This window comes from Mycolicibacterium vaccae NBRC 14118 = CIP 105934, assembly GCF_001552715.1.
GTDB classification, from domain to species: domain Bacteria; phylum Actinomycetota; class Actinomycetes; order Mycobacteriales; family Mycobacteriaceae; genus Mycobacterium; species Mycobacterium vaccae.
This window is the reverse complement of the sequence record NZ_BCRS01000066.1, coordinates 1-14239: the sequence shown is the minus strand read 5'-3', so window position 1 is coordinate 14239 and position 14239 is coordinate 1. Positions and strand designations below refer to the sequence as shown.

Below are 14239 nucleotides of genomic sequence, written 5' to 3'. Positions count from 1 at the left end.
TAGGCTGATCATCACACAGTCTCTTCGTCCCAAGGAGTTCCATGTCTCGTCCCGCCGAGGCGGTACATCGCGTCATCAAGGCCTATGACGTGCGTGGACTCGTCGGCGAGGAGATCGACGAGAGTTTCGTCCGCGACGTCGGCGCCGCATTCGCGCGGCTGGTCCGCGACGCGACGCCACCCGCCACCCAGATCGTCGTCGGGTACGACATGCGGGCCAGTTCGCCGGGACTGGCCGAAGCCTTCGCCGAGGGCGTCACCGCCCAGGGCCTTGACGTCGTCCGCATCGGGCTGGCCTCGACCGACCAGCTCTACTTCGCCTCCGGCCTGCTGGACTGCCCGGGCGCGATGTTCACCGCCAGCCACAACCCGGCCGCCTACAACGGCATCAAACTGTGCCGCGCCGGCGCCAAACCCGTGGGCAAGGACACCGGGCTGACCACCATCAGCGAGGAGGTGATCGCCGGAGTTCCCGACTACGACGGCCCCCGCGGCACCGTCACCGACCGCGACGTGCTCGCCGAGTACGGCGAGTTCCTGCGCTCGCTGGTCGACATCGCGGCAGCCCGGCCGCTGCACGTCGCCGTCGACGCCGGCAACGGGATGGCCGGCCACACCGCTCCCGCGGTGCTCGGCCCGATCGCGTCGGTCAAACTCTCGCCGCTGTACTTCGAACTCGACGGCAACTTCCCCAACCACGAGGCCAACCCGCTCGACCCGGCCAACCTGGTCGACCTGCAGAACTTCGTGCGCGAGACCGGTGCCGACATCGGGCTGGCCTTCGACGGCGACGCCGACCGCTGCTTCGTCGTCGACGAGACCGGCCACGCCGTGTCGCCGTCGGCGGTGACCGCGCTGGTCGCCGCACGCGAACTGAAGCGCGAAATCGGCGCGACGATCATCCACAACCTGATCACCTCCCGTGCGGTGCCCGAGCTGGTGGCCGAACGCGGCGGCACGCCGGTGCGCTCGCGCGTCGGCCACTCCTACATCAAGGGTTTGATGGCCGAGACCGGCGCGATCTTCGGCGGTGAACACTCCGCGCACTACTACTTCCGGGACTTCTGGGGCGCCGACTCCGGCATGCTGGCCGCGCTGCACGTGCTCGCCGCGCTCGGCGAACAGGACCGCCCGCTGTCGGAGATGATGGCCGACTACCAGCGCTACGAAGCCTCCGGCGAGATCAACTACACCGTCACCGACGCGCCCGCAGTCGTCGACGCCGTGCTGCAGGCCTTCGGCAATCGGGTCCAGGCCCTCGACCACCTCGACGGGGTCACCGTCGACCTCGGCGACGGCCGCTGGTTCAACCTGCGGATGTCCAACACCGAGCCGCTGCTGCGACTCAACGTCGAGGCCCGCAGCGCCGAAGAGGTCCAGGAGTTGGTCGACGAGATCGCCGGCATCGTGTCCGGCGCCGAGGATTCGACATGAGCCCGCTCTCCGCCGCCGGTGCCGACCTCGACGACACCGAAGCCCTGCTCGACGCGGACCGGATGGGTCTGCTGCGGGCGGCGTCGATGGCCGGCGCGCAGGTGCGGGCCACCGCCGCAGCGCTCGACGAAGGCGACCTCGACGCGGTCCGCTCGGACTCGCCGCCCCGCACACTCGTGTGGGTGGCCAATGCCGGCAACGCCGAGACCGCGGGAGCCATGCTCTCCGCACAGCTCGGCGGCACGATCGGCGCGCCACTGGTCCTGGCCTCCGAGGCACCGCCCTGGATCGGCGCCCTCGACGTGGTGGTCATCGCCGGGGACGACCCCGGCGACCCTGCCCTGACGTCGGCGGCCGCGACCGCCGTGCGCCGCGGCAGCCGGGTGATCGTCGCGGCGCCCTACGAGGGGCCGCTGCGCGACGCGACCGCCGGACGCGCGGTGGCGCTGCCGCCCCGGCTCCCGGTTCCCGACGACGTCAACTTAGCCCGGTACCTGGCCGTCGGGCTGGCCGCGCTGCAGGTGGTCATCCCCGGCTACTCGCTCGACCTGAGTGCGCTGGCCGACGCGCTGGACGCCGAGGCGTTCCGAAACAGCGCCGGGCGTGAGGTTTTCACCAATCCGGCCAAGGGCCTCACCCAGCGCATGCGCGACCGCGAAGTCGTGATCGCCGGCGACTCCACCGCCACGCTCGCGCTGGCCCGCCACGCCGTCGCGGTGATGCTGCGCGTCGGACATCAGAGCGTGGCCGCAGTGGAGTTGAACGATGCGCTGGGCGCCATCGGATCCGGCTGGGGCCGAACCGGCGGCGCGGCGTCGATCTTCCACGACGAGGAGATCGACGGGCCGCTGCCCAACCGCACATGTACTCTCGTGCTGACCACCGACGCCGAGCGGCCCGCCATGTCCGCCCGGCTGAGGGGGTTCGACGACGTCCATGTCGTCAACGCCGACGACGTCCCCGACGTCGCGGTGACCGGGGGGGAAGGTGAGCCGGGCTCAGCAACGATGCCCGGAGCGACACGTCCCGAACAACAATTGGCGCTGTTGGCGGTCCGGCTTGAAATGGCGGCGGTCTACCAGCGGCTGGTTCGAGGTTGAGACGAGTGCATCTGCTGAAAGGCGCGGTCCGGACCTACGCGTGGGGTTCGCGGACCGCGATAGCCGAATTCGTCGGCGCGCCGAGTCCCACGGCGCATCCCGAGGCCGAACTCTGGTTCGGGGCGCATCCCGGGGACCCGGCATATCTGGAGACCGACGACGGGGAACGGTCCCTGCTCGACGCGCTGCGCGCCGACCCGGAAGGTGAGCTGGGCCCCGCAGTGCGCGCCCGCTTCGGCGACACCCTGCCGTTCCTGGTCAAGGTGCTCGCCGCCGACGAGCCGCTGTCGCTGCAGGCGCACCCCAGCATGGAGCAGGCCGTCGAGGGGTTCAGCCGGGAGGACCGGATGGGCATCCCGGTCTCGGCGCCCAACCGCAACTACCGCGACCGCAGCCACAAGCCCGAGATCATCGTCGCGCTGAGCCAGTTCGAGGCGCTGGCCGGATTCCGCAACGCCGCCCGCTCGGTCGAGTTGATGCAGGCCCTCGGCGTCGCCGACCTGGACCCGTTCATCAACCTGCTGCAGGGACAGCGCGACGAAGATGGCCTGCGCGCACTGTTCACCACCTGGATCACCTTCCCGCAGCCCGACCTCGACGTGCTGGTGCCCGCGGTCATCGACGGCGCCATCAACTATGTGCGTTCGGGAGCAAAGGAATTCGCGCGCGAAGCCAAGACGGTGCTGGAGCTCGGCGAGCGCTATCCCGGTGATGCCGGCGTGCTGGCCTCCATGCTGCTCAACCGGCTGTCACTGGCGCCGGGGGAGGCGCTGTACCTGCCGGCCGGCAACCTGCACGCCTACCTGCACGGCATCGGGGTGGAGGTGATGGCCAACTCCGACAACGTACTTCGCGGCGGGCTGACCCCCAAGCACGTCGACGTGCCCGAGCTGCTGCGGGTACTGGACTTCACCCCGGCCGAGGACATCTTCGTCACCCCCGAGAGTCACCGGGACGGCGCGGAGATCATCTATCCGACGCCCGCCCCCGAGTTCTCGGTGTCAGTGCTCGGCATCGGCAGCGACCAGGTGGGGCACGAGATCGACACCCCCGCCCGGCACGACGGTCCGCAGATCCTGCTGTGCACCGAGGGCGCGGCGACGGTGCGCGCCAAGACGGACTCGGTGGTGCTGAAAAAGGGTGCGGCAGCCTGGGTTTCGGCTGATGACGGACCTATCAGGCTGGTCGCGGACGAGCCGTTCCGGATGTTCCGGGTGACCGTAGGGATCTAGTCCACAGCGCCATGTTGTGCCGGACCGCGCGGCCGATCAACCGCGGTGACGGCACCATGTAGAGGCTGTCGAGCAGGCTGAACCGGCGCAGGAACCACTCCGCGAGAACAGGATCGGTCTCCGCCGCGCCGAGGAACTGGTCGAAAAGCCCGCCGACGGGCCGGTACCACCACGGCATCGGGCCGTGTGCGTTGTGCAACGTCAGGTCGCCGATCGCGTTCATCGTCCACACCGGATAGGTGGTCTTGGCGGTGGCGCGGAAGAATTCGGTTTGCAGGTCGGGCGATTGCAGGGCCCGGCGCAGATGGCCGGCCTGCAACGACGTCATCGTCATCCCCTGACCGAACGTCGGGTTGAAGCTGGCCACCGCGTCGCCGAACGGCAGAATGCCCTCGGGGAATCTCTCCAGCTTGTCGTAACGCCGCCACCGGCTCGTCGGATACTTGTGCAGCGCAACCTCACCCAGCGGCACTCCGCTGCGCACCGCGGCGCTGAGATGTCCCGGCAGCACCTCGTCGGCGAGCTCGCACATGCCGTCGAAGTCCGTCGGCGGGGCGACCTTACCCACCCCGAACGTCGTCAGCCCCCAGGTGCCGTCCTCGTAACACAACATGCCCAGCCCGAGCGGCTGGGCCCGCGACGCCCCGGCCACCACCACCTTCTCGGCGACCAGCCCGTCGGGAATGCGCAACTGATGCGTGGCGTAACTGATCCCGACGTCGACGGTCTGCTCGTCGGGGCGCTGAAAACCCCACTGCGCCAACCACGCAGGCAGCCGGGTGCCGCGACCGGTGGCATCGATCACCAGATCGGCGGGCACCGTCGCGCCGTCGGAGGTCCGCACCCCGGTGACCCGACCGTCCTGCAGCACCGGCTCGTCCACCCCGCGATCGAGCAGCGCGACGTTGGGCAACCGGGCGGTGCGGCGCCGGATCTGCCATTCCAGATGGGTCCGGCTCGGCACGTAGGCGGTGAACTCGTCCTGCAGCCGGTGATGGGTGCCCAGCACGTGGCCGGCCGCACCGAAATGAATGCAATCAGGCCGGTTCTCCAGGATCGGCACGCCCGCGGCGACCATGTCGGCGAGCAGGCCGGGGAACAGCGACTCGAACTCCTGCGCGCCGCGCGCCATCAACAGATGCACGTGCCTGCTCTGCGGCACGGCGGGCCGGTGGGCCGGAACGTCGGGAAGATGGTCGCGGTCGAACACCGTGACACGGTCACAGACCTCGGAGAGCACCCGCGCCGCGCACAGGCCGCCGAGGCTGGCCCCGATGACGATCGCGTGTTTGGCGGTCCGAGTCATTGGAGTCAACGGTAATGGGTAGATTCCGCTGAGGCGATGACGAAAAGAGGACGGTCGATGGCGCAGGAGCCGGGTTCGCAGACGGTCAACCGACGGCGGACCAAGTCGGTGGAGCAGTCGATCGCCGACACCGACGATCCCGACACCCGCCTCCGCAAAGATCTGAACTGGTGGGACCTGACCGTCTTCGGGGTCTCGGTGGTGATCGGCGCCGGCATCTTCACCATCACCGCGTCCACCGCCGCCAACCTCACCGGCCCGGCGATCTCGGTGTCGTTCATCTTCGCCGCGATCGCCTGCGCGCTGGCCGCGCTGTGCTACGCCGAGTTCGCCTCGACCGTGCCGGTCGCGGGCAGCGCATACACCTTCGCCTACGCGACGTTCGGCGAGTTCGTCGCCTGGATCATCGGCTGGGACCTGATCCTGGAGTTCGCCGTCGCGGCGGCCGTCGTGGCCAAAGGCTGGTCCAGCTACCTCGGCACCGTCTTCAACTTCGGCGGTGGCGTCACGGAAGTGGCGGGCTTCGAACTGGATTGGGGCGCGCTGGTGATCATCGCGCTCGTCACCCTGATCCTGGCGATGGGCACCAAACTGTCGGCCGGTATCAGCCTGGCGATCACCGCGGTCAAGGTCTCGGTGGTGCTGCTGGTGGTCGCCGTCGGCGCGTTCTACATCAAGACCGAGAACTTCACGCCGTTCGTGCCGTCGCCCGAGAGCGGCCAGGGCGGATCGGGCACCGAGCAGTCGCTGTTCTCGTTGCTGACCGGCGCCGAAGGCAGCCACTACGGCTGGTACGGCGTGCTGGCCGGCGCGTCGATTGTGTTCTTCGCGTTCATCGGCTTCGACATCGTCGCGACCACCGCCGAGGAGGTAAAGAACCCGCAGCGCGACGTGCCGCGCGGCATCCTCACCTCGCTCGCCATCGTCACCGTCCTCTACGTCGCGGTCGCGGTCGTGCTCACCGGCATGGTCAGCTACACCGAACTGCGCGAGGCCGAAACCCAGAACCTGGCCACCGCGTTCTCGCTGAACGGCGTGGACTGGGCGGCCAAGGTGATCTCGATCGGGGCGCTGGCCGGGCTGACGACCGTGGTGATCGTGCTGGTGCTCGGGCAGACCCGGGTGCTGTTCGCGATGTCGCGCGACGGGCTGCTGCCGCGTCAGCTGGCCAAGACCGGTCAGCGCGGCACACCGGTGCGGATCACGCTGATCGTCGGCTTCGTCGTCGCCGTGACCGCGACCGTCTTCCCGATCGGCAAGCTCGAAGAGATGGTGAACATCGGCACGCTGTTCGCGTTCGTGCTGGTGTCGGCCGGGGTGATCGTGCTGCGGCGGTCGCGGCCGGACCTCAAGCGGGGCTTCCGCACGCCGCTGGTGCCGCTGTTGCCGATCGTGTCGATCATCGCGTGCGTCTGGCTGATGCTGAACCTGACCGGACTGACCTGGATCCGCTTCCTGGTCTGGATGGCCATCGGCGTGGTCGTGTACTTCGTCTACGGGCGCCGCCACTCCATCCTGGGGAATCGGGCGCGCGAAAGCACCTCGCCCGTCGCATAGCGCGCCCGATTCGCTGGTGAGGGAACCGGATCGCCGGCTGCTGCGTCCGATGGGACATGCTCAGCGATTACTTGCGGCGCCACGATGGCGTGATCACCTACGACCAGGCGCGCGCAGCCGGGCTCAGTAGGCGAACAGTCCAGCGTCGCGTGCAGTCCGGACTGTGGCGCCGGTGCGGCCGCGGGGTGTACTTCGTCGACGACCGGCCCTTCTCCGACGCGGCCCGAATCCGGGCGGCGGTCTGGGGGCATGGAGAGCGTGCCGTCGCGAGTGGATTGACCGCGGCCTGGTGGCACGGCCTGAGTCGCTTCGCCCCGGCCGTCGCCGAAGTGACGGTGCCGCGCGACAGTCACGGCCGTCGTCACGACGGCACGCGGGTCAGACGGCGAGATCTGGATCCGGCCGACGTCGTCGAGCTGAAAGGCCTGCAGGTCACGTCGTTGCCCTTGACCGTGGTGGAGGCGTCCGTGCATCGCGGGGGCGGCGCCAGGCTGATGGACAACGCACTGCAACGTCACGTCGACCTCGCGAGCCTGTGGCGCGCCCACCTGCGCAACAAGGGGCGCACCGGTGCCCCGCGGTCCCGGCTGCTGCTGCAGGCGGCCGACGGCGGAGCCCGCTCGCCGGCGGAGAGACTGCTGCACTCGTTGCTGCGCGGCGCGGGATTCACCGGGTGGGAGGCGAACTACCGGGTCGGCGGTTACCGCGTCGACGTGGGCTTCCCCGGGCCGAAGGTCGCCATCGAGATCGACGGGTTCGCCTTCCACAGCGGGGCCGACGAATTCCAGATCGACCGCGAGCGCCAGAACGACATCGTCCTGTCCAGGTGGCTGGTGCTGCGATTCACCTGGCTGGACCTCACCGAATACCCCGAGCGCGTCGTCGCCTCGATCCGCCGGGCGATTTCGGCGCGCTGAAGCACCCGCCGTGTCGCGTTGCGCGCCCGATTCACGAGGCATGCGTTTACAAAAGGAGGGTTGGTGTCTAGACAACCGACAAAGTACGTCATATAGTCAACGCCACGAGGTGACCGCACTCACAACAAGGAGGCCATCGGGTGACCGCACCAGAGATTTCCGACGTAACCGACACAGATGCCGAACAGTGGCGCGACAAGAAGCGCTACCTGTGGCTGATGGGCCTGATCGCCCCGACAGCATTGTTCGTGATGCTGCCGCTGATCTGGGCCCTGAACCAGCTCGGCTGGCACGCCGCGGCACAGGTGCCGCTGTGGATCGGCCCGATCCTGCTCTACATCGTGCTGCCCACGCTGGACCGGCTGTTCGGCCCCGACGGCCAGAACCCGCCCGACGAGGTGATGGAGCGGCTGGAAAACGACAAGTACTACCGCTACTGCACCTACATCTACATCCCGTTCCAGTACGCCAGCGTGATCTTCGGCGCCTACCTGTTCACCGCCGCGGACCTGGGGTGGCTCGGCTTCGACGGCGGGCTGAGCTGGCCGGCCAAGATCGGCCTGGCGCTGTCGGTCGGCATGCTCGGCGGGGTCGGCATCAACACCGCCCACGAGATGGGACACAAGAAGGACTCGCTGGAGCGGTGGCTGGCCAAGATCACCCTGGCCCAGACCTGCTACGGCCACTTCTACATCGAGCACAACCGCGGCCACCACGTCCGCGTCGCCACCCCGGAAGACCCGGCGTCGGCCCGGTTCGGTGAGACGTTCTGGGAATTCTTGCCGCGCAGCGTGTTCGGAAGCCTGACGTCGGCCTGGGAGTTGGAGGCCAAGCGTCTGGAGCGGGCCGGCAAGAGCAAGTGGCACTGGTCCAACGACGTGCTCAACGCGTGGGCGATGTCGGTGGCGTTCTACGGCGTGCTGATCGCGGTGTTCGGCTGGGCGCTGCTCCCGTACATCGTCATCTCGGCGGTGTTCGGCTTCACGCTGCTGGAGACCGTGAACTACCTGGAGCACTACGGCCTGCTGCGGCAGAAGACCGCGAGCGGCCGCTACGAGCGGTGCGCGCCGTCGCACAGCTGGAACTCCGACCACATCGTCACCAACCTGTTCCTGTATCACCTGCAGCGCCACAGCGATCACCACGCCAACCCCACCCGGCGCTACCAGACGCTGCGCAGCATGGCCGACGCCCCGAACCTGCCCAGCGGCTACGCGTCGATGATCGGGCTGACCTACTTCCCGCCGCTGTGGCGCAAGGTGATGGACCACCGGGTGCTCGCGCACTACGACGGTGATCTCAGCCGGGTGAACATCCACCCGCGGGTCCGCGACAAGGTGCTGGCCCGGTACGGCGCGGGCGAGGAGCAGGGGGCGTGAGCACCTACCGCTGCCCCGGCTGTGACTACGTCTACGACGAAGCCAAAGGTGAACCCCGCGAAGGGTTTCCGGCAGGAACTCGATGGGCGCAGGTGCCCGACGACTGGTGCTGCCCGGACTGCGCGGTCCGGGAGAAGGTCGACTTCGCACCGGCGTGAACCACAGCGAGAGTGCGCTCAGAGCGCGGAAAAGCGCGAGCGGTCGCTCTGAGCGCACTCTCGGGAAACAAAGCGACAAAAGAAAGGCAGAGCGATGGACTACAAGCTGTTCGTGTGCGTGCAGTGCGGATTCGAGTACGACGAGGCCAAAGGCTGGCCCGAGGACGGCATCGCGCCGGGCACCCGCTGGGACGACATCCCCGACGACTGGAGCTGCCCGGACTGCGGCGCGGCCAAATCGGACTTCGACATGGTCGAGGTCGCCCGGCCGTGACCGCACCCGGCGGCCCGTCGTGACCGCGGCGGCGGCCCTCGCCGCCGCGGGAGGCGTTATTGTCGCGCGTGTGAGCAGCCCCAGCGACAAGCGCATCTCCTATGCCGAGGCGTCGCGGGTGCTGCTGCGCGACTCGATCCTCGACGGCATGCGGGAGATGCTGCTCGACCGCGACTGGTCGAACATCACGCTCTCCGACGTCGCCAAGGCCGCCGGCATCAGCCGCCAGACCATCTACAACGAGTTCGGCTCGCGGCAGGGGCTGGCCCAGGGCTACGCGATGCGGCTGGCGGACCGGCTCGTCGACCAGATCCACAGCGCCATCGACGACAACGTCGGCGACGTGTACGCCGCGTTCCTGCAAGGGTTCCGCGACTTCTTCACCGAATCCGCCGCCGACCCGCTGGTGATCTCACTGCTGACCGGCACCTCCAAGCCCGATCTGCTGCAGCTGATCACCACCGACAGCGCGCCGATCATCAACCACTGCTCGGCGCGGCTGGCCGAGACGTTCATGACCGGCTGGGTGCACAGCAGCGAGGAGGACGCCGGCGTGCTGGCCCGGGCCATCGTCCGGCTGGCGATGAGCTACGTGTCGATGCCGCCGGAGGCCGACCACGACGTGGCCCGCGACCTGGCCCGACTGATGACGCCGTTCGCCGAGCGGTATGGGGTCCTCGAGACCTGAGAACCGCTGGTGACCGACGGCCGTGACCTGGTGTGCGGCCCGAGGCGCTACGGTGTCATAGACGCCCCTGGCCGGCAGCGCGCTGAAGCGCCTGTCCCGCGAGCCCGCAGGCCGGGGTTGTTCGCACGGGTTTAGCCACAGCGCGCACCCGTGCGCTCACAGGCAATTGACGAAACACAAAAGGGGCTCTACATGACTGCTCTGACCGCCGACGTCCGCAACGGGATCGACTTCAAGGTCGCCGACCTGTCGCTGGCCGAGTTCGGGCGTAAAGAGATCCGCCTCGCCGAGCACGAGATGCCCGGCCTGATGGCGCTGCGCCAGGAATACGCCGAAGTCCAGCCGCTCAAGGGCGCGCGGGTCTCCGGCTCGCTGCACATGACCGTGCAGACCGCGGTGCTGATCGAAACGCTGACCGCCCTCGGTGCCGAGGTGCGCTGGGCCAGCTGCAACATCTTCTCCACCCAGGACCACGCCGCCGCGGCCGTCGTCGTCGGCCCGCACGGCACCCCCGAGGAGCCCAAGGGCGTCCCGGTGTTCGCGTGGAAGGGCGAGACCCTCGAGGAGTACTGGTGGGCCGCCGAGCAGATGCTCACCTGGGAGGGCGAGCCGGCGAACATGATCCTCGACGACGGTGGTGACGCCACCATGCTGGTGCTGCGCGGTGCGCAGTTCGAGAAGGCCGGCGTCGTGCCGCCCGCCGAGGACGACGATTCGGCCGAGTACAAGGTCTTCCTGAACCTGCTGCGCGAGCGGTTCGAGACCGACAAGACCAAGTGGACCAAGATCGCCGAATCGGTCAAGGGCGTCACCGAGGAGACCACCACCGGCGTGCTGCGCCTGTACCAGTTCGCCGCAGCCGGTGAGCTGGCCTTCCCGGCGATCAACGTCAACGACTCGGTCACCAAGAGCAAGTTCGACAACAAGTACGGCACCCGCCACTCGCTGATCGACGGCATCAACCGCGGCACCGACGCCCTCATCGGTGGCAAGAAGGTGCTGATCTGCGGCTACGGCGACGTCGGTAAGGGCTGCGCGGAGTCGCTGGTCGGCCAGGGCGCGCGTGTGCAGGTCACCGAGATCGACCCGATCAACGCGCTGCAGGCGCTGATGGACGGCTACGACGTCGTCACCGTCGAGCAGGCGATCGGTAACGCCGACATCGTGATCACCTCGACCGGCAACAAGGACATCATCACCCTCGAGCACATGAAGGCGATGAAGGATCACGCCATCCTGGGCAACATCGGCCACTTCGACAACGAGATCGACATCGCCGCCCTGGAGCGGTCCGGGGCCACCCGGATCAACATCAAGCCGCAGGTCGACGAGTGGACGTTCGGGGACACCGGCAAGTCCATCATCCTGCTGTCCGAGGGTCGTCTGCTGAACCTCGGCAACGCGACCGGTCACCCGTCGTTCGTGATGAGCAACAGCTTCTCCAACCAGGTGATCGCCCAGATCGAGCTGTGGACCAAGAACGACGAGTACGACAACGAGGTCTATCGGCTGGCCAAGCAGCTCGACGAGAAGGTCGCGCGCATCCACGTCGAGGCGCTCGGCGGCACGCTGACCAAGCTCACCAAGGAGCAGGCGGAGTACATCGGCGTCGACGTCGAGGGCCCGTACAAGCCGGAGCACTACCGCTACTAAACGTGAAGAAGTTGTTTCGAGCGGCGACGCTCGGCTTTGCGCTGGCCCTGACGGCATGTCAGGGCCAGCCTGCCGAGCAGGCCGAGAACGTCGAGGTCAGCACGACCCGCCCCGCGCCGGAGGTGCGCCACGACACCGCCGAGCTGGCCGAGACGTTCCCGGCCCTCGGTACGCCGGTCTCGGCGTCGTGGATCCGGTGGGACAACACCGGAACGGTCGAAAAGCCCAGGACGAAGGTGGTCTGGATCGACGCTGTCGTCCAGGTGACTCCCGAGACGATGAATACTCTTGTCACCGAACATGATTCAGAGGACAGCGGGCAGGTGCCCGCCGTGCAGAAGGTGCTGGAGCCCGAGCTGCCGCCGGGCCCGTACCGCACCGGGATCGAGCTGAACATGGCGTTCGCCGCGGACCGGACCAGCACCCGGGTGTTTCTCGACCCGCCGCACGACACCGTCGTGCTGCAGTCCTACCGCATCGGCGCCTAGGGATTTCGGGTCAGGCGACCTGCAGCGTGACGTAGCGCGCCGCGTCGGTGGGCAGCAGACCCAGCTGCCGGTACACATTCGACCGCCACACCGGGGCCTGTGAGTTGACCACGATGCCGCCGAGCGCCCACCCGTGCATCTGCCCGTCGCCGATGATCACCGTCAGATCGGCCTGCGGGTCCTGCGCCAGCACCGCGTCGCGGAACGCGAGCACGCCGGGATAGAGCTTCTCGATCGTGCCGATGTACACCGTCGTCGGCGGCAAACCGGTCAGGTCCCCGTTAATCGGGTTGACCCGCGGATCGTCCATGTCCCAGTCGCCGTTCCAGCGTGGGCCCTCACCGGGCGCGCGCCGCGGCAGGATCGGATCGTCGATGGCGTCGATCTCCGGCCCGCGCAACGTCAGGTGCAGCGCAGGCGACACCAGCACCATCCGCGACGGTTGAGACTGCGACACCACGCACGTCACCTGAATCTTGCAGCGGCGGGCCAACTCCTGCACGACCAGCACCGCATACGAGCCGCCCGAGGAATCCCCGTACAGGCTGACGTTGTCCACGCCGTGCGCGTCGATCAACGACTTCAGGTAGTCGGCCATCGGCGGCACCAGCGTGGCCGCGGTCCCGGTGCTCTTCGGCGGCGCCATCGGATAGATCGGCACCAGCACCGTGGCGCCGGTCTCGCGGGCCATCTGCGCGTAATCCGACCAGTGCAGCACCGTCGCCTCGGCCTCGAAACCGCCGCCGTGCAGTGCCACCACGTATTCACCGGATGGCTTGCGAGAAGCCAACTCCCACACCGTCCAGCCGTTGTGCTCGAGTTCGGTGACCTTCAGGCCGAGCGTCAACAGCCACGGGGGAGTGGTGCTGGTGGAGCCACCGGCGATCCCGCTGAGGATCTTGATGCCGGTAACGTCGTTGATCCAGCGCAGCGTGCGCAGCAGTCCGACGATGAACTTGTCGCCGGACGAGGGCGGCGCGGTGGTGATCGTCTTCGGTCCTGCCGCAACGGTATTGAGTCCGAGCTGCCGGTAGATGTCGGGGCGGACCTTCATCGACTGCGAGTTGATCGGCACACCCAGCGCCCAGTCGTGGATCTGGCCCTGCCCGACCACCGTCGAGATCACCGCGCCTGCGGCCGACCACTTCTCGTGCAGCAACAAAGTGTCGGGGAGGGAGAACTCCAGTGCGCCCTGATAGATCGTCGTCGGCGGTAGCCCGGCGATCACCTCGTCCTCGAAGAACAGCGGGCTGAGCATCGGGTCCCGGCGGTCGAGGCCGTGGCTCCAGTGGTTCGCGGCGTCGTAGAAGTCGAGGTTGTCGAGGTCGAAGACCGGGTCGATGGTGCGGATGTCCGGGTTGGACAGCGAGGCGTCCGGAGTGATCGACACCAGCACCATGCTTGCCGGAACGGATCTGCCGGCCAGGATCAACTCGCGCACCGCCACCGCGGCCAGGATCGCGCCGGCCGAATCCCCGTACAGACTGACGTTGTCGGCGCCGTACCGGTCGATCTGCGCGGAGATGTACTGCGCCATCGCGGGCACGACCTTGGTCGCGGTGCCGTCGGTGGTCGTCGCCAACGGATACATCGGGACGAGGACCGTCGCGCCGGTCTCGCGGGCCATGTTCGAGTAGTCGATCCAGTGCAACAGGATCGGCTCGAGGATGAACCCCCCGCCGTGGACGGCGACCACGGTCTTGCCGGTCGGGTTGGGTGGGTGGAACTCCCAGACCTTCCAGACGTTGTCCTCCGACACCGCGAACTCGGTGCGCCGCACATCGAGGCCGAACTTCACGAACCACGGCGGGCTGGCGCTGGACAGCAGCTTGCCGATCTGGCCGTAGAGATCGATGCCGATGAATTTGGAGATACCGCGCAGCACCCGCAGCGCGACGAGGGTGACCTTGTCGAAGAACGTGGGCTCCGGGGTGTAGACGATCGAGGTCTCGACGGCGGGACTCACGGCGTCGCCGATGGTTGGCGCATCGGCGTCGCGGCGGGCCGCGCCGAGCATCGACCACAGCGCGGGCGCGGCCGCCGGCGGGGCAGCG

At 68.2% G+C, this 14239-nt stretch carries 13 protein-coding genes; 11 read left to right on the top strand and 2 right to left on the bottom strand.

The genetic code is table 11. The features are described 5' to 3' along the window. Window positions 1-41 precede the first annotated feature (41 nt). Genes MVA01S_RS14350 through manA form a run of 3 tightly spaced genes read left to right on the top strand, consistent with a single transcriptional unit; the run spans window position 42 to window position 3765 of the window. A complete protein-coding gene (locus MVA01S_RS14350) occupies window positions 42-1433 on the top strand; it encodes a phosphomannomutase/phosphoglucomutase (protein WP_003929430.1) in 1392 nt (463 codons plus the stop codon). Further along, complete coding sequence (locus MVA01S_RS14345; protein ID WP_060941617.1) at window positions 1430-2533, top strand: hypothetical protein; 1104 nt, start codon at window positions 1430-1432, stop codon at window positions 2531-2533. Before MVA01S_RS14350 ends, MVA01S_RS14345 begins: the two co-directional genes overlap by 4 nt. A 5-nt stretch (window positions 2534-2538) precedes the next feature. Then, window positions 2539-3765, top strand: a complete 1227-nt coding sequence (gene manA, locus MVA01S_RS14340; protein WP_003929432.1) for a mannose-6-phosphate isomerase, class I — start codon at window positions 2539-2541, stop codon at window positions 3763-3765. Here the strand turns inward: manA and MVA01S_RS14335 are convergent. Then, a complete protein-coding gene (locus MVA01S_RS14335) occupies window positions 3710-5071 on the bottom strand; it encodes an FAD-dependent oxidoreductase (protein ID WP_003929433.1) in 1362 nt (453 codons plus the stop codon). The genes manA and MVA01S_RS14335 overlap by 56 nt on opposite strands. Window positions 5072-5128: 57 nt before the next feature. Between MVA01S_RS14335 and MVA01S_RS14330 the strand changes: the two genes are divergently transcribed. The 8 genes from MVA01S_RS14330 (at window position 5129) to MVA01S_RS14295 (ending at window position 12185) form a co-directional block, all read left to right on the top strand. After that, window positions 5129-6628, top strand: a complete 1500-nt coding sequence (locus tag MVA01S_RS14330) for an APC family permease (protein WP_003929434.1) — start codon at window positions 5129-5131, stop codon at window positions 6626-6628. A gap of 56 nt (window positions 6629-6684) precedes the next feature. Then, on the top strand, window positions 6685-7545 hold the full coding sequence (locus MVA01S_RS14325; RefSeq protein ID WP_003929435.1) for a type IV toxin-antitoxin system AbiEi family antitoxin domain-containing protein: 861 nt from the start codon (window positions 6685-6687) through the stop codon (window positions 7543-7545). A gap of 218 nt (window positions 7546-7763) precedes the next feature. Beyond that, window positions 7764-8924 carry an alkane 1-monooxygenase gene (locus tag MVA01S_RS14320; RefSeq protein ID WP_237024391.1) on the top strand — a complete coding sequence of 387 codons (1161 nt, stop codon included), beginning with the start codon at window positions 7764-7766 and terminating at the stop codon, window positions 8922-8924. Beyond that, window positions 8921-9082 carry a rubredoxin gene (locus MVA01S_RS14315; protein WP_003929437.1) on the top strand — a complete coding sequence of 54 codons (162 nt, stop codon included), beginning with the start codon at window positions 8921-8923 and terminating at the stop codon, window positions 9080-9082. The genes MVA01S_RS14320 and MVA01S_RS14315 overlap by 4 nt, the downstream gene beginning before the upstream one ends. A 94-nt stretch (window positions 9083-9176) precedes the next feature. After that, window positions 9177-9356, top strand: a complete 180-nt coding sequence (locus MVA01S_RS14310; RefSeq protein ID WP_003929438.1) for a rubredoxin — start codon at window positions 9177-9179, stop codon at window positions 9354-9356. Between the two features lie 19 nt (window positions 9357-9375). Further along, a complete protein-coding gene (locus MVA01S_RS14305) occupies window positions 9376-10044 on the top strand; it encodes a TetR/AcrR family transcriptional regulator (RefSeq protein ID WP_390176135.1) in 669 nt (222 codons plus the stop codon). 192 nt (window positions 10045-10236) lie between these two features. Continuing rightward, on the top strand, window positions 10237-11697 hold the full coding sequence (ahcY, locus tag MVA01S_RS14300; protein WP_003929440.1) for an adenosylhomocysteinase: 1461 nt from the start codon (window positions 10237-10239) through the stop codon (window positions 11695-11697). Window positions 11698-11699: 2 nt separating this feature from the next. Further along, complete coding sequence (locus tag MVA01S_RS14295) at window positions 11700-12185, top strand: hypothetical protein (protein ID WP_003929441.1); 486 nt, start codon at window positions 11700-11702, stop codon at window positions 12183-12185. 10 nt (window positions 12186-12195) lie between these two features. On the opposite strand, the gene MVA01S_RS14290 is transcribed toward MVA01S_RS14295, so the two are convergent. Then, on the bottom strand, window positions 12196-14239 hold a 2044-nt coding region (locus MVA01S_RS14290; protein ID WP_255251696.1), incomplete at its 5' end, for an alpha/beta hydrolase fold domain-containing protein.